Source organism: Halomonas sp. YLB-10 (genome assembly GCF_003856855.1).
In the GTDB taxonomy this organism is placed as follows: domain Bacteria; phylum Pseudomonadota; class Gammaproteobacteria; order Pseudomonadales; family Halomonadaceae; genus Halomonas; species Halomonas litopenaei.
This window is the reverse complement of sequence record NZ_RRCU01000008.1, coordinates 130,415-145,717: the sequence shown is the minus strand read 5'-3', so window position 1 is coordinate 145,717 and position 15,303 is coordinate 130,415. Positions and strand designations below refer to the sequence as shown.

At 65.2% G+C, this 15,303-nt stretch carries 16 protein-coding genes and 1 tRNA gene; 7 read left to right on the top strand and 10 right to left on the bottom strand.

Going from position 1 to position 15,303, the window contains the following annotated elements; translation table 11 throughout:
• Nucleotides 1-55 precede the first annotated feature (55 nt).
• The 6 genes from EBB56_RS17730 to EBB56_RS17705 all read right to left on the bottom strand — a co-directional run bounded on the left by EBB56_RS17730 (nt 56) and on the right by EBB56_RS17705 (nt 3,460).
• Nucleotides 56-607 carry a TIGR00730 family Rossman fold protein gene (locus EBB56_RS17730; protein WP_045991353.1) on the bottom strand — a complete coding sequence of 184 codons (552 nt, stop codon included), beginning with the start codon at nt 605-607 and terminating at the stop codon, nt 56-58.
• A 54-nt stretch (nt 608-661) separates the two neighbouring features.
• Entirely contained in the window at nt 662-1,183 is a 522-nt protein-coding gene (locus tag EBB56_RS17725) for a DUF501 domain-containing protein (RefSeq protein ID WP_045991352.1), read from the bottom strand.
• Nucleotides 1,167-1,481: a hypothetical protein gene (locus EBB56_RS17720; protein WP_045991351.1), complete on the bottom strand. Its 315-nt coding sequence runs from the start codon at nt 1,479-1,481 to the stop codon at nt 1,167-1,169. Before EBB56_RS17720 ends, EBB56_RS17725 begins: the two co-directional genes overlap by 17 nt.
• Nucleotides 1,482-1,645: 164 nt before the next feature.
• Nucleotides 1,646-2,113, bottom strand: coding sequence for a Cys-tRNA(Pro) deacylase (gene ybaK, locus EBB56_RS17715; RefSeq protein ID WP_045991350.1), 468 nt, complete (start codon nt 2,111-2,113; stop codon nt 1,646-1,648).
• A gap of 2 nt (nt 2,114-2,115) precedes the next feature.
• On the bottom strand, nt 2,116-2,520 hold the full coding sequence (locus tag EBB56_RS17710) for a thioesterase family protein (protein WP_045991349.1): 405 nt from the start codon (nt 2,518-2,520) through the stop codon (nt 2,116-2,118).
• A 136-nt stretch (nt 2,521-2,656) separates the two neighbouring features.
• Nucleotides 2,657-3,460: a hypothetical protein gene (locus tag EBB56_RS17705; protein ID WP_124804957.1), complete on the bottom strand. Its 804-nt coding sequence runs from the start codon at nt 3,458-3,460 to the stop codon at nt 2,657-2,659.
• A gap of 56 nt (nt 3,461-3,516) precedes the next feature.
• On the opposite strand from EBB56_RS17705, the gene EBB56_RS17700 reads away from it, so the two are divergent.
• Nucleotides 3,517-3,858, top strand: coding sequence for a hypothetical protein (locus EBB56_RS17700; RefSeq protein WP_181248579.1), 342 nt, complete (start codon nt 3,517-3,519; stop codon nt 3,856-3,858).
• A gap of 16 nt (nt 3,859-3,874) precedes the next feature.
• Here the strand turns inward: EBB56_RS17700 and EBB56_RS17695 are convergent, their stop codons facing one another.
• Nucleotides 3,875-4,309 (bottom strand): hypothetical protein, encoded by a 435-nt coding sequence (locus tag EBB56_RS17695; protein ID WP_045991372.1) that lies wholly within the window; start codon nt 4,307-4,309, stop codon nt 3,875-3,877.
• Nucleotides 4,310-4,392: 83 nt separating this feature from the next.
• On the opposite strand from EBB56_RS17695, the gene EBB56_RS17690 reads away from it, so the two are divergent.
• On the top strand, nt 4,393-5,577 hold the full coding sequence (locus tag EBB56_RS17690; RefSeq protein WP_108131197.1) for a MalY/PatB family protein: 1,185 nt from the start codon (nt 4,393-4,395) through the stop codon (nt 5,575-5,577).
• Nucleotides 5,578-5,681: 104 nt separating this feature from the next.
• On the opposite strand, the gene EBB56_RS17685 is transcribed toward EBB56_RS17690, so the two are convergent.
• Together EBB56_RS17685 and EBB56_RS17680 are read right to left on the bottom strand one after the other, a co-directional pair.
• Nucleotides 5,682-6,626, bottom strand: a complete 945-nt coding sequence (locus tag EBB56_RS17685; protein ID WP_124804956.1) for a co-chaperone YbbN — start codon at nt 6,624-6,626, stop codon at nt 5,682-5,684.
• Between the two features lie 403 nt (nt 6,627-7,029).
• Nucleotides 7,030-7,106 (bottom strand) — tRNA-Met (locus EBB56_RS17680).
• Between the two features lie 369 nt (nt 7,107-7,475).
• Between EBB56_RS17680 and phbB the strand changes: the two genes are divergently transcribed.
• Complete coding sequence (gene phbB / locus EBB56_RS17675; RefSeq protein WP_045991345.1) at nt 7,476-8,222, top strand: acetoacetyl-CoA reductase; 747 nt, start codon at nt 7,476-7,478, stop codon at nt 8,220-8,222.
• 137 nt (nt 8,223-8,359) lie between these two features.
• Here phbB and EBB56_RS17670 read toward each other — a convergent pair whose 3' ends face one another.
• Nucleotides 8,360-11,137, bottom strand: coding sequence for a DUF349 domain-containing protein (locus tag EBB56_RS17670; protein ID WP_124804955.1), 2,778 nt, complete (start codon nt 11,135-11,137; stop codon nt 8,360-8,362).
• Between the two features lie 258 nt (nt 11,138-11,395).
• On the opposite strand from EBB56_RS17670, the gene minC reads away from it, so the two are divergent.
• From minC to sbcB, 4 genes are all read left to right on the top strand, one after another.
• Nucleotides 11,396-12,136 carry a septum site-determining protein MinC gene (gene minC, locus EBB56_RS17665; protein ID WP_045991343.1) on the top strand — a complete coding sequence of 247 codons (741 nt, stop codon included), beginning with the start codon at nt 11,396-11,398 and terminating at the stop codon, nt 12,134-12,136.
• A gap of 172 nt (nt 12,137-12,308) precedes the next feature.
• The gene (minD, locus tag EBB56_RS17660; RefSeq protein WP_045991342.1) at nt 12,309-13,130 is read left to right on the top strand and encodes a septum site-determining protein MinD; all 822 of its coding nucleotides are present in this window, start codon (nt 12,309-12,311) and stop codon (nt 13,128-13,130) included.
• Nucleotides 13,127-13,381 (top strand): cell division topological specificity factor MinE, encoded by a 255-nt coding sequence (gene minE, locus EBB56_RS17655; protein ID WP_045991341.1) that lies wholly within the window; start codon nt 13,127-13,129, stop codon nt 13,379-13,381. The genes minD and minE overlap by 4 nt, the downstream gene beginning before the upstream one ends.
• 215 nt (nt 13,382-13,596) lie before the next feature.
• Nucleotides 13,597-15,087 carry an exodeoxyribonuclease I gene (sbcB, locus tag EBB56_RS17650; RefSeq protein ID WP_124804954.1) on the top strand — a complete coding sequence of 497 codons (1,491 nt, stop codon included), beginning with the start codon at nt 13,597-13,599 and terminating at the stop codon, nt 15,085-15,087.
• The last annotated feature ends 216 nt before the right edge of the window (nt 15,088-15,303 follow it).

Sequence of the window (15,303 nt, the reverse complement as noted above, 5' to 3'; positions counted from 1 at the left end):
CATGATGAAATGAGAGGTCGACGAGGCGGCTGAGAAGCCGCTTGGACGCAGGAGCCTAGCGCTTGTCCAGGCGGGCCTCGAGCGCCTCCAGCAGGGCGTCGGGGTTGGCTGCACTGATCAGCGTATCGAGCGTGGCGGTGTCGAGAAAGCCCTGCTCCACCCCGGCGTGGAGGAACCTAAGCAAGGGGCGATAGAAGGCGCAGGTGTCGAGAATGCCGATGGGCTTGGCGTGCAGGCCGAGGTAGCGCCAGGTCCAGGTCTCGAAGAATTCCTCCAGGGTGCCGATCCCGCCCGGCAGCATCACGAAGGCGTCGGCGTTGGCCGCCATCTGGGCCTTGCGCTCGTGCATGTCGCCGACACGAACCAGTTCGGTCAGGCCATCGTGGGCCAGCTCCCGGTCCACCAGGTGGTGGGGCATGACGCCGATGACCTGGCCTCCGGCCTCCAGGGTGGCATCGGCCAGCGCGCCCATCAGGCCGACACTGGCGCCACCGTAGACCAGGCCATGACCGCGTTCGGCCAGGCGCCGGCCGAAGGCGCGGGTATCCTCGAGAAAGCGGGGATCTTCGCCCTGGCGTGAACCAAGATAGACACAGATCTGGGCCATGGAACGTTCTTCCTGTCGCGGCGTGAAGGGGGAGAGCGCTTGTCTGCGAGCAGCTCAGGGCAATAGATCGATGATGCCGTAGTGCTCGTCGACCCACTGGCCGATCACATTGTTGCCGCACAGGTGATGGGCGTACTGGGTGTGCAGGCAGCGCACCTGATCGTGGTTGGCGATGCCGCCGATGCCGCGTTCACGCAGCACCTTGTCATAGCCCAGACGCTCGACCTCGGCACGCTGCTCGGCGCTCATGTGCGCCCAGCGGGTCGCGATGTAGTCCTGGTGGCTTGCATGGTAGGCCGCACGGAAGTCGTCATCCTCCTTCAGCCGGGCTTCCAGCGACTTGATCACGCCGGCGGCCTCGATCCGTGACAGCTCCACCTTGAGCAGCTCGGAACTCAGCCAGAACAGGGTGGGAAACGGCTTGCCGTCGACGATCGGGGCCATGCGCAGCACCAGCGGAGTGCCTTCGCCGTCGGTGGCGGCAAGGGCCTCGATGCCGCGGGGCTCGCGACCGAGCTGCTCGGCGATGATCGCCGTCTGGGCGGCATCGGGGGGCGTGTCAGGACGGATCACCATCGGGGTTGTCTCTTACGAATTTGGTGGAGCGCCCCACCGCGCGAAAGAAGGCACGATTGAGCTGTTCCGGGGTGGGGACGTAGGCCTGCTCGCGCTCGATGAACTCGGCGCCGCGTGCGATCAGCACGTCGTAGAGGCGATTGAACGGGGCATCATAATCGTAGGGATCGGCGCCGAACAAGCGAATGTGCGGATAGTCAGCGAAGCGCTCGAGGAAGAAGGCTTCCAGGCTGGCCTCGGCGGCGCGATGGCGGACCTTGTCGTCCGGGTCCAGCCACAGGGTGTAGCGGATCGCCATGGGCACCTCTGGTGTCGATATGGCTCCACCCTAGCATTTTTGCCATTTTGACGCTTGTTCGGCCGGTCTTTTTACCGCGAACGGGGCGGTCTCGAAGGGCTAGCTCGAAAGGCTGTCTCGAAGCGCTATCTTGAAACGCTATCTCGAAGGGCTATTTCGAAGGGCTATCTCGCCAGCGCCACCACCTGGGCATCGGTCAGCGCGATCAGGTCGTCCGGGGCCAGGGTGATTTCCAGGCCGCGGCGTCCGCCGCTGACGTGGATCTGGCTGTGGTCGTGACAGCTGTCATCGATAAAGGTGGCCAGACGCTTCTTCTGACCCAGCGGGCTGATGCCGCCGACCACATAGCCGGTGGCACGTTCGGCCGCTTCGGCCTCGGCCATGGCGGCCTTGCGACCCTTGGCCGCCTTGGCCAGGGTCTTGAGGTCGAGCTTGCGCGACACCGGCACGATGGCCACCACCAGGCGCTGGCCATCGATGCTTGCCAGCAGGGTCTTGAACACCGCCGCGGGGTCCAGCCCCAGCGCCTCGGCCGCCTCCTCGCCGTAGGCCGGCGAGCGCGGGTCATGCTCGTAGCTGAGGGTGGAAAACGGTCTGCCGGCCTTTTCCAGCGTCTTGACGGCAGGGGTCATGGTCAGGCGATCTCCGGTTCGTGAAGGTGCTCCATCAGGGCTTCGCGCAGTTCGCCTTCAATCGGCACCGCCTTCTTGGTCTGGTGGTCGAAGTGCACCAGCACGGTGTGGCCGAGATTGGTCAGCTCGCCCTTCTGGTGGGCTTCCTGGGTCACGGTGAAGGAGCTGTTGCCCAGGCGTGACAGGTAAGTGCGAACCTCGATGTCATGGCCATAGTGGAGTTCGGCGCGATAGTCGATCTCCATGCGTGCCATGATCAACCGCCACTTGGCCGGGTCCAGGTCCGGGGTGAACAGTCGGAAGAGGTCGTTGCGTGCCAGCTCGAACCAGGCCGGCAGGCGGGTATTGTTGACGTGACCGAGGGCGTCGGTGTCGTAGAAGGCGGGCTCGATGGTGCGGGTCAGCATAGGGCGTTCTCGTTTGTTGTGGTGGTGATGTCAGGGTTTCAGGATTATCCCAAGCAAGCGCTAGGTCAAGATGCGGGCGTCGGCGCGCCCGTCTTGGCTCAACGCTTGGCTCAGCCTTTAGCTCAGCCCTTGTCTCTCAACTTCGGCGGCCTGCCCACCACTGCTGCACTCGCATCCACGACAATAGCCACAGGGTGGCGGCGGCGAAGCCCAGCAGGGTGCCTGGCCACAGGCCGAGGCTTGCGTAGGTCAGTGACACCACCAGGGCGTAGCACAGAAGCGAGCCCAGGCCCGCAGGATAGTGCTTGATGACCGTGGCCACCGGCGCTGCCCCCTGGGTCAGGTGGAGGATCACCAGGAACGGGTACATGGTCACCGGGAACGCCGCCATGACCCCGGCCCAGGCGCTCGGCACCACATGGGCGAGGCCGGTGATCAGGAAGATGATGCCCGCGGCGAGCCCTGCCCGAAGCGCCAGCGCCGGCCAGGAGAAACCGCCCTTGGGGGTGGCCTTGACGTCGGGGACCCGACGATAGAGCCAGGTGAAGACGATGATGGCGGCCAGGGTGGTGAGGGTGCCACCGAGGCGGCTGAAATCGACCTGGGTCAGCAGGCTGCTGGTGGCGAGCCAGGCGGCAAGGCCACCCGCGGTTCCCTGGGCCACGCCCTTGAGCCCGTCACCGCGTGCGGCCAGCAGGTAGCCGCCGCCCAGTGCCAGGGTCGCGGTGAAGCCGGCCAGGGTGTGTACGGCGCTGTCGCTGGCGAACTGGGGCGACAGCTCCAGGCCAATGAAGAACAGTGCGATGGCGGTGCCCAACGGGTAGCCGGAGAGCAGGCCGGCGACCCGGGTGCTGACCCGCTCGGCGATGACCGACAGGCCGAGCACGACGCCGACGGAGATAAGCAGTTTGGCCAGTTGCCAATGAAGGGGGACGTCCATGAGGGGAGGGGGTTCCTTGGGTTATCGTAGGTATCTGGTGACCAGGTTCAAGTGAGATGACCATGACCGAGCTGTCGCCGCCCCCGAGGCCGGAGCGCTGCGAGCTGTGCGCGCGAGGGGCGCCCCTGACCAAGCATCATCTGATACCGCGTTCGCTGCACGGCAAGGCGCGCTATCGCAAGCGCCACGATCGCGTCGAGCGCCTGACGGCGATCCTGTGGGTGTGCCATGGCTGCCACCGCCATCTTCACGCGCTGCTGAGCGAGCGTGAGCTGGCCGACCATTATCGCAGCCGCGAGGCGCTGCTGGCACATCCGGAGATTCGTTCCTTCGTCGAATGGCTGTCGACCAAGCCGGATGGGTTTCGGCCGAAGCGGCCGACCCGGCGAAGAGGCTAGGGCTTCAGTGCGGTGCCTAGACCAGCCTGAGCCCCTGGCGATCGACCCAGGCGGCGGTCACCGCGGCCGCCAGCGGTTGGCGAAGGTGTTCCGGCAGGGCATCGACGGCGGCGTCGCGGCTGTCGAAGGCGCGATTGCGCAGCCAGCAGTAGGCCCAGGCGCAGGCCTCGGGCTCATCGCCGGGTGTCGGCCGCGCAGGCATCTGGACCAGCAGGAACAGCGCGGTACGCACCGCCCAGTGGGGTGGGATCTCGTCGTTGTCGGCGGCGGCCCAGCGCTCCAGTGTGGCGCCGTCCGGGGTCTCTCCCGGGTCGCCGAGGCCGGCGACCCGGGCGGTTTCTGCCAGGATCAGCGCCAGGCGATCGGGGTCGCCGCGTCCAAGCGCCAGCCACTGGCCGATCAGGGCAGGCATTCCTCGGCATACCTTGGCGAAGAATCCGTGATGCGGCATGGTGCTTGTCATGGGGGAAGCGTCCTTCAAGTGCTTGGCCAGGGTATCCTGGCAACCGACCAGCCATCGTCAGGGAGATGACCATGAAACCCGATTTTGCCACGCCGATCGATCGACGACAGCCCCGCGGTGATGATCGTTCGCCACATTGGCCGTCACAGAAGTGGCACCGCCACGGTGATGACGTCCTGCCGCTGTGGGTCGCGGACATGGACTTCCGCTCGCCCGAGGCGGTGGTCGAGGCGCTGTCGGCGCGCATCGATCATGGCGTCTTTGGCTACGGTCTGGTGGCGGAAAGTCTGGAACAGACGCTGATCGACTGGAGTGCCAGCCACTATGGCTGGGACATCGAGGCCCGCTGGCAGCACTGGCTGCCGGGGGTGGTTCCGGCGTTGCACCTGGCGAGCCTGGCCTTTACCGAGCCTGGCGATGGGGTGCTGACGGTGACGCCAATCTATCCGCCGTTCTTGCAGGTGGCCAGGCGCACCGGGCGCCTGCCCCAGCAGGCAGCCATGCGCCCGCCCCAGGCGCCGGGCGAGCCCTGGACGCTGGACCTCGAGGCGCTGGAGGCGGCGATCACCGAGCGGACCCGGCTGCTGTTGTGGTGCCAGCCCCACAACCCCACCGGACGAGCCTGGCGCCGCGAAGAGCTCGAAGGACTGGCCGAACTGGTCGAGCGTCATCGGTTGATTGTGGTCTCAGACGAGCTGCACTGCGACCTGCTGCTCGACGAAGGAGCGCGCCACCAGCCCCTGGCCGCCGCCTTCCCGGCGCTGGCTGATCGCATCATCACCCTGTGGGCGCCCTCCAAGACGTTCAATCTGGCTGGGCTGACCGCCGCCTGCGCGATTTGCCCCGACGCCGGCCTGAGAAAGCGCTTTCGTGATACCGCCAAGGGATTGATGCCGGACGCCAATGTGCTCGGGCTGGTGGCGGCAGAGGCCGCCTATCGCCACGGCGAGCCCTGGCGCCAGGAGTTGTTGACGGTACTGCGTGGCCACCGCCAGACGCTGGTCGAGCGTGTCGCTGGCTGGCCCGGCGTGGGCTTCAGCGCCCCCGAGTCGACCTATCTGGCCTGGCTCGATCTGCGCCAGTCGACCCTGGGGGCCGAAAAATCGCCTGCCTCGGCATTGCTCGAGCGAGCCGGGGTCGCGCTGTCGGATGGCGCCGACTTCGGCTGGCCGGGCTTTGCGCGGCTCAATTTCGGCACCACGGCCATCCAGCTTGACGAGGCGCTGGCGCGCCTGGACCAGGTGTTGGGCGGCTGAGTGGCGCTGGCGTAATATCCTCAACAACGAAAACGGGGCCCTCGAAGGGGCCCCGTTTTCATGCTCAGGCGATGAGCGGCAAGGCGCTCGACGTCTCGATCCACTCAGTAGAGCAGGGCGAACAGCTTGCGGCGGTAGCTCACCGTCAGCGGATGATCGGCGCCGAGTGCGTCGAACACCCGCAGCAGGGTCTTGCGCGCCAGGTCGTCACCGTAGGCACGGTCGCGCTTCATCACTGCCAGCAATCCTTCCAGGCCGGGTTCATAGTCACCGTCGGCCACCTGGCGCAGCGCCCTCAGATAGTTGGCCTCGCTGTCGTCACGCCCCTCCAGGGCGGCCAGGGTCTCGGCGTCGGGCGCTTCTTCGCCGAACTCGATGCTGGCACGAACGCCGCGGGCCTCGGGACCGTCGCGGTCTTCCGGAGGTAGCGCGTGAAGCAGGGCGCGCGCTTCATCATTGCGACCTTCCGCCACCAGCACTCGGGCCATCTGGATCTGGTAGGCCAAGTGGTCGGGGTACTGCTGTGTCAGCTGCTGCAGGATCTCCAGCGCGGTGGCGGTGTCGCCCGCCGCCAGGGCCTGCTCGGCCTGTTCTTCGGGGCTTGCCGGAGCATCTTCCGGGGCCGGGAAGTAGCGGCCCAGCCACTCGCGAATTTCCTTTTCCGGCAAGGCGCCCTGGAAGTGGTCCACCAGACCGCCCTGGCTGATCAACTTGACGTCGGGTACCGAGCGTACGCCGAGCTGGCCGGCGATGTCCTGGTTGTCGTCGATGTTGAGCTTGGCCAGCAGGAAGGTGCCGGCGTACTCGCGGGTCAGCTTTTCCAGCACCGGCATCAGGTTCTTGCAGGGCTCGCACCAAGGGGCCCAGCAGTCCAGCAGCACCGGGATGCGCATGGACAGCTCCAGCACCTGCTGAATGTTGCTGCGGTCGACGTCGAAGATCAGGTCGCTGTCGGCCGGCCCCTGGGACGCCGCGGCGGCACCCTGGGCGGGTTCGCTGCTCGGATCGCTGCTCAGAGGTTCGCCTGTACGAGGGTCGACGATGGGCATGGGACACAACCTTGTCAAAAGTGAATTGCCCTAAAGATGCGGGCGACGGCCACCGACTTCAAGGCGCCTGCCGATACGCCGGAGCATGCCTGGAATCGATGACTGGCCAGCGGTGTGCCCAAGACGCGGTAAAGGGCTGCGGCGACGGTCGATTCTTGACCGACTCGGGTTGATCGAGGTCAGCTCTTCGACGAAAGAAGGAGGGGTGGATGGCTAATCCGGGGACACGGAAGCGCCAAAAAATATCGAATTGGCACAGAAAAATTAAGATTTAATCAGGGGGCGGGCTTCGTAGTACAGCGATGCCGCAACGGCGTCTGGTGGCGAAGCGCTGGCCTCGGCCAGCACCGGATAGCCAACAAAAAAACGAGGCAGTCCCGAAGGACTGCCTCGTTTTCGTATTTGGTAGCGGGGACCGGATTTGAACCGATGACCTTCGGGTTATGAGCCCGACGAGCTACCAGACTGCTCCACCCCGCATCAACGAGGACGTAGTATACGGATAATTCTGGCTGCGTCAACCCTGTGCGATTTCGGGTGTGATGGGTCGTGCCGTTCGGGCGCTGTGGTCCATACTGGAGGGGCTGTCATGCAAATGTCAGTGCTAGACGCTAGCCTGGTGGATAGTCGTTGTGGACGTTGATTCGACGCAGTACCACGACGAAGGCCTGCCGAGGTAGGCAGGTGGGGCTGGGCGTCGCAGTGGCAGGAGGCCACCCGCGATCGCTCTGGGCCCGAGGTTCCTGGTTGCGCGAATGCGCAGCACCAGAGCATCCACTGCTATACATGCTTGCAACAACAAGTGCCGTCGCCAAGCGGCGGCGTGAAGGACAATCAGGGAGGTCGTCTATGACTCAGCAAAAGCCCGTCGCGTGGGTCACCGGTGGTACTGGTGGTATCGGAAGCTCAATCTGTCGCGAACTGGCGGATGCCGGCTATCAGGTAGTGGCCGGTTACAACAATCCTGACAAGGCCAAGACCTGGCTGGAGACCCAGAAGTCGGATGGCTATGACAATATCGACATCGCCGGCATCGATCTGACCGATTTCGAGGCCTGCCAGAATGGCGTCAAGGCGATCGAGGACCAGCATGGGCCGATCGCAGTGCTGGTCAACTGTGCCGGTATCACCAAGGATGGCACCTTGAAGAAGATGTCGGCGGACCAGTGGAACGTGGTCATCGACACCAACCTCAACAGCGTCTTCAATACCTGCCGCAGCGTGATCGAGAGCATGCTGGAGCAGGGCTACGGACGGATCATCAACATTTCGTCCATCAACGGCCGCAAGGGGCAGTTCGGCCAGGTGAACTATTCCGCCGCCAAGGCCGGCATGCACGGTCTGACCATGGCGCTGGCGCAGGAAACTGCGACCAAGGGCATCACCGTCAACACCATCTCGCCTGGCTATATCGCCACCGACATGATCATGAAGATTCCGGAGAAGGTGCGCGAGGCCATTCGCGAGACCATCCCGATGAAGCGGTACGGCACGCCGGAAGAGATCGGCCGCCTGGTCAATTTCCTGGCCAGCAAGGACAACGGTTTTATCACCGGTGCCAATATCGACATCAATGGCGGTCAGTTCATGGGCTGACAGACGTCGCGCCGGGCTCACGAGGCTCGGCGATGTACATTTCGCCAGAAACCACGATGCGAGGCCAAAAGGCCTCGCATCGTGGTTTTCAGGGGTTGAAAGAGGGGGGGGGGGAGGCACGGCAAGCCGTGCATCGCTCAGGGTGGTGGCAGTTGACTCAGCCCATCCAGCAGGGCGTCGAGCTCCTGTACCTCGCGCTCCCACTGCTGGCGCGACACTGGACCGGTGGCCAGCAGCCCGCACAGTACCGAGATCAGCTCGTCTTCCCGGCTCGGCGCCTGGCCAAGGCTATCGTTGAGGCGGTCGACCTGGATCGCCAGGCGCAGTGGCTCGTCCTGGTGGCCGATCGGATGGCCCGCCAGGAGCGCCAGGTGCACCCGCAGTCGTGCCAGACGCTCGGCGACTTCCTCCGCTGGAGCAGGATCGCGTCGTGCGGCGTTGCGCTGTGCGTGGGCCTGTTTCAGCGCCGGCGGCAACGATAACGCGGCAGGAATCTCCACATCACTGCAGAGGCGACCGGCGAGGCAGTCATCGTCGGCCTCAAGGTGCTCGAGAATCAGGGGTTTGACCTCGCGCCAACGACCGACGACTTCTGCCACGGAGAGCCGTTCCAGGCGCTCGCGCCGAGCCCGTACGATGCCGGTCCAGCGCTTGCGCATGCCTTCGGTGCGCCGGCCCGAGGGCAGCGGTTCCAGCGCGCTGGCCTCATCCACCGCCTTGTCCAGCCAGTCGGCCTCGCTGCTTGCCGCGGGTTGCCAGGCATCGATGCGGTCGATCAGGGCCTGCATCTGTTCCAGCCGCTCGCGAGCACGCTGGGCACGATCATCGCGCTCGGCGTCACGCTGGGCGAAGATCTGGTCGCATAGTTGGCGGAATTCTCGCCACAGGGTCTGCTCCTCGCCCTTGGGCGCGCGCCCCAGTTCGCGCCAGCGCTGTTGCAGTGCCTTGGCCTGGTCGGCTCGCTGGCGTGCCGGCAGTCGTGCATCGACCAGCGCTCGGGCCTGGTCGATCACCTCACGCTTGGCGTCGGCGATCTCGTTGGCGCGGCGATCGATCAGCGCCTGCAACTGGTGCCGGATGCGGCCGAAGCGTCGTCCGATGGCCTCAGCGTGATCGCGCGGGACAGGGGCGGTGCGGCGCCACTGTTCCCTGGCCTGGTCGCGGATCTCGCGCAGCGCGTCGGGGTCGGCCTGGGCGGCGGGCTGCTCCAGAAGGGCCTCGATCTGCTCGCACAGCGCTTCGCGTTCTGCCAGGTTGGCCTCGCGCAGGCGCTGTTGTTGTTCACGCCAGGCCTTGAGCGACTCGCGAATACGTTCGGAGGTTGCCCGAAAGCGCTCGGACTGCTCGCGGTTGGCCGCGGCGTCGCCCAGTGCCTTCCACTCCTTGACCAGCTGGCGATGGCGGCGGTCACGGTCACGGTCGGTGAGGGTGGCGTCCTGCTCCAGGGCCTCGATGGCCTGGCACAGTTGCTCGCGCTTGGGACCGGCGACGAAGCCGCGCCAGTCACGCAGTTCGGCGAGTCGTGCGCCGAGGCGCTTGAGTCGAGACTGCTGGGCACCGGCCGAGGACGGCAGCTGATCGGCGAGGTGGCGAAGCCGCTGGTGCAGGCGGCTTGCTCCCTTGAAGGTACCCTCGTCGAGCAGCGCCTCGAGACGATCCAGTTCCTCATCGAAGCGTGTGAGCTGGGACTCCGACGGTTCGTCTCCGGAAAGATCCTTCTCCAGGCGAAGATGGTGTCGGGCACGTTCGAGCCTCGGGTCTGGCGGCAGACCTTCGGGCCACTTGCAGTCGCTCACCAGCTGCTTGAGCGCAGCCTCGTCGCCGGCCCTGATGGCTTCCTCCAGCGGCAGGGCGCGCTCGACCAGGCGCTGGTGGGCCTGGTTGATGGCGTCGTAGTTCTTCAAGGCCTTGTCGTAGCGCTGGCGCAGGCCGTCGTCGGCCAGGTGGATCTCGGACAGTGCCTGCCAGCGGTTGGCCATCAACTGCTTCTGAGCGCGCAGGCTGGCCAGGTCCTGTTCACCGACATATTCGCCCTGGTAGAGCGCGGCCAGGCTTTCTTCCAGCGCCATGACCAGTGCCTCTCGGTCCTGGTCGGCCTGCTCGCGGCGCTGTCGGTCGGCACGCAGGGCGTGTTCCTGGGCCTCGTGATCGTGAATCACCTTGCGACAGCGCAGGCTGGCCTCCTGGTAGCGCTGCTCCTGCCCGGCGTCGGGCAGATCCGCCAGTCGAGACCACTCGCGCTCCAGATGGCGGAAGCGCCCAGCGTAGAGGGGCTCCCAGGTGGCGCGGGCGTGCTGCTCGAGACTGGCCAGCAGTTGCTCGCGTCGTTCCCGAGCCTGTTCCACGGCGTCGGCGTCGGCGCGCAGTCGACCCAGGCGTTCCTTGGCGTCGCGCACCACGTGGCGATCCCGGCGGGCCGCCTGGGCCAGCTGCTTGAGACCTTCCTCGGAGGTGACCCGCTCGGCGGCGGCGTGACGTACGGCGGCGATGCCGTTGTCGCAGGCCTGGCGAATCAGGGCGGCCTCGTCATCGAGCCTGGCCAGGGCGGCGAGTCGCAGCTGCTGGTTATCGCCCTGGAGGGCGATCTCCTCGAGCATCGCCGCGTCGTCCAGGGACTCGACGATCTGCTGGCGGCGGCCAAGTTCGATGCCGCCCTGGCGACCGATCAGCAGCGCGATGAGCTGACGATCCAGCTCGCGTGATCCTTTACCCTCAACGCGCAGCTCCTGCAGTCGCTGTGGGTCGTCCAGGCGTTTCGCCGCGGCGAGACGGACGTCGGGCTCGGTGTCCTGGACCAGGGTCTCGAGGGCCTCGCGTTGGCTCTGGGGGTCGAGCCGTTCGGCGGCATCGCGTCGGACCTGTGGATCGGGATGTCGCCAGCGTGGCGAGAAAAGGCGGCGGAGGAGTCCGGGCATGGGGCTTCCTGCAAAGAAATAAAGAAAGGTGGCGAAACGGCTTCACCATCTTGTTATTGCGCCAGGCAAAGCCGGGCGTCGAGATAGAAAGTTTATCTAAGCATGCGCGCCACCATCAGAAAAGGCCTCAGCGCAGGGCTGTGGCTGATTGGAGACACTGACAGGAGGACAATTGAGGCTTATGATCGGTTGCAGGACCGGGGGCTCTGACTTAGCTTGAGATCATCCCCCGACCAACACCCGACGTGGAGTTCGGCAATGAGCCTCAAAGTGGACAGGGACAGCATGGCGTTTACGTTCAAGGGTGGGATGCTGCCCATGACGGTGATGGAGCTTTCCAGTGCGGATCCCGAGGAAATTCGCGATCAGCTCGCGGGCAAGCTCTCGCAGTCGCCAGCCTTCTTTCAGCACACCCCGGTGGTGCTCAGCGTCGAGAAGCTCGACGAACCTCACCTGGCCCTGGAACGTATCTGTGCGGTGTGCCGGGCGCACAAGCTGCTGCCGGTAGCGGTGCGTGGTGGTGCAGATCCGGTCAAGCAGTCCGCCTGGGCGCTCGGACTTGGCTGGTTCCCCCCCCAGGATGCCGCTCGTGCGCGTACCCTGGAAAGCGTTCCGGTGCAGGAAGACGAAGACGTCACCGTGGTCGAGGAAGTGGAGGCTGACGCGCCTCATGGCGGACGTATCTTTCGTGGCACCGTGCGTTCCGGCCAGCAGATCACCGCTCCCGACGGCGACCTGACCGTGATCGGTGCGGTCAATGCCGGGGCCGAGGTGCTGGCGGCGGGCAATGTCCACGTCTACGGTGCCCTCAGGGGGCGTGCCCTCGCTGGCATTCACGGCGACCACCAGGCAGGCATCTTCTGCCGTGAGCTGCATGCGGAGCTGTTGTCAGTGGCGGGCAACTACAAGCGTCTCGAAGATATCGACCCCCAGCTGCTCGGCTCCTCCGTCCAGGTCGTGCTGACGGACGATCAGTTGGGGATCACCGCGCTGAAGTGAGCCTTCAGCTGGGCTTGTAAGGAGCCTTCAGCCGGGCTTGTGAAGCGCCTTCAGCGGGGCGTTGCCGCATCAGCGGGCGCTTTAGCGCGGGACAGCGATTTTTATAAGGCCGTGCCTGGTCACTGCGGTGACCACACAGGACCAACAACTTTACGACGACAGGATGCGACACTTGGCCAAGATCATCGTTGTGACCTCCGGTAAAGGCGGGGTCGGCAAGACAACCAGTGCGGCAGCCATTGCCACCGGGCTGGCACTCAGAGGCAACAAGACGGTAGTGATCGACTTCGATGTCGGTCTGCGGAACCTCGACTTGATCATGGGCTGCGAGCGCCGTGTGGTCTACGACCTGGTCAACGTCATCCAGGGCGAGGCCGGGCTGAACCAGGCGCTGATCCGTGACAAGCGCGTGGACAACCTGCATATCCTTCCTGCCTCCCAGACTCGGGACAAGGATGCCTTGACCCAGGAGGGCGTCGAGAAGGTGCTGGACACCCTGACCAAGGACTTCGACTACATACTGTGCGATTCACCCGCCGGTATCGAACGTGGTGCCCAGCTGGCCATGTACTTCGCCGACGAAGCCATCGTGGTGACCAACCCCGAGGTGTCTTCGGTGCGTGACTCCGACCGTATCCTTGGGCTGTTGTCATCGAAGACCCGGCGGGCCGAGCAGGGCAAGGACCCGATCAAGGAGCACCTGCTGATCACCCGCTACAACCCCGGACGGGTCGACCAGGGAGACATGCTGAATCTCGAGGACATTCGCGAGATCCTGGCGATCAACCTGGTAGGTTTGATTCCCGAGTCCGAGGCCGTGCTGAGAGCCTCCAACCAGGGGGTCCCGGTCACCCACGACGACAGCAGTGACGCTGGCCAGGCCTATATGGATACGGTCAGCCGCCTGATCGGAGAGGAGGTGCCCTTGCGCTTCCACGAGTATCAGAAGAAAAGCCTGCTGAGCCGCATGTTCGGAGGAGGAGGTCGCCGGTGAAACTACTCGATTTCCTGAAGCGCGAACGCAAGAAGTCCGCGTCTGTCGCCAAGGAGCGGCTGCAGATCATCGTGGCGCACCAGCGTAGCCAGCGGGGACAGCCTGACTTCCTGCCGATGCTGGAGAAGGAGTTGCTTGAGGTCATCCGCCGTTATGTCGAGGTGGACGACGATGCCATCAATATGTCGCTGGACAGCGAGGACAACTGCTCGGTGCTCGAGCTCAACGTGACCCTGCCGCGCAGCAGTTGATGCAGCGCCTGGTGTTGCTTGAACGTCGTGATATCGTCGATGCCACATCGCCGATGCGATATCGACAATGCCAGCCATCAAGATGACGCCCCTTGGGCGTCTTTCGTGTATTTCCTTCCCGCGCCGGACCCGACCTGTGATCGTGCAGGCTGAGCCCGGCGTTGGCCTGTGCTAGGCTGACGGGCCTTTGACGTACGCGTGGAGACCGCAATCCCATGGCGCAGCCGAAAGCCGCTCCGCTGACCTTTCTGTGGCACGACTACGAGACCTTTGGTGCCGATCCTCGGCGCGATCGTCCCTCGCAGTTCGCGGCCATCCGTACCGACGCCGAGTTCAACGAGATTGGCGAGCCGGTGGAGCTGTTCTGCAAGCCCGCCGATGATGCCTTGCCGCACCCCATGGCCTGCCTGATCACCGGTATTACGCCCCAGCAGGCGAGGCGCAACGGTGTGCCCGAAGCCGAGTTCGCCGGCGCCATCGTCGACGAGATGAGCGTCGCCGGGACCTGTGCGGTGGGTTACAACAGCCTGCGCTTCGACGATGAGGTCAGTCGTCACCTGTTTTACCGCAACCTGATCGACCCCTATGCACGGGAGTGGCAGAACGGCAATTCGCGCTGGGATCTGATCGACGTGGTGCGCGCCTTTCACGCCTTGAGGCCAGAGGGCATCGAGTGGCCAAGGCGCGAGGACGGCAGTCCCAGCTTTCGCCTGGAAGACCTGACCGCGGCCAACGGTATCGAGCATGCCGGCGCCCACGACGCCCTGGCCGATGTGCGCGCCACCATCGCCCTGGCGCGACTGTTGCGTGGCGCCAATGCCAACCTGTTCGACTACCTGCTGTCGCTCAGGGCCAAGCGTGAGGTGCGCAAACGCCTGGATACGACCCAGCGCAAGCCGGTGGTGCATATCTCCCGGCGCTATCCGGCCAGCCGTGCCTGCGGGTCTCTGGTGATGCCCCTGGCCGAACACCCGATCAATCCCAACGGCGTCATCGTCTACGACCTGTCGCTGGACCCTGCCGACTTGCTGCGTCTCTCGCCCCAGGAGATTCGTGCTCGGGTATTTGTCAGCAATGACGACCTGGCCGAGGGGGAAAGCCGGATTCCGCTGAAGGTCGTGCACATCAACAAGTGCCCGGTGATCTTTCCGCCCAGTGCGCTCAAGGATGTGTCGGGGCCCCATCAGGGCGAGTACGGCGAGATCGTGGCGCGCATGGGGCTCGAGATGGACGCCTGTCGCGGTCACTACCAGCGGCTGGCCAAGGACCCCGATATCGTCGCCAAGGTGCAGGAGGTGTTCGCCGAGCCACCGCCGGAGCCGCCGAGGGATCCGGACCTGATGCTCTACTCCGGCGGGTTCTTCTCTCCTGCCGACCGCCAGCAGATGGAGCGCGTGCGTGCCATGGATCCCTGGGATCTGGTCGACGCCAGCTTTGCCTTCCAGGACCCGCGCCTGGAGGAGATGCTGTTTCGCTACCGCGCCCGCAGCTATCCGGACACCCTGACCGGCGAGGAGCAGGCGCGCTGGGAGACCTTCCGGTGGGAGCGGATGAACGACTCGGCGCTGGCGAGCCTGACGCTAAAGGACTTCGCGCGTGAAATCGAACGTCTGAACCAGACCTCGCTGAGCGATCGCGAACGCCAGATCCTCGAGGAGATGGTGATGTTTGTGGAGTCGATCATGCCCGCCCAGGCGTTCGGCTAGGGGACCAGCCTGGCGCAGACGCACGGCGTCGCGCTGGCCGTGTCGGGCATCATCAATATGGCGCCATGAATCAGGTGCCATGTATCAGGTGTGATGAAGCGGGTGAAACGACAAGGCCCGACCGGCGATGCCGGTCGGGCCTTGTCGTCACTGCTGTCGGCGGCGGCGTCGCCAGCCTGGCGGGATCGCCCCCAAGCAGGGGGCGATGGGGTGGGC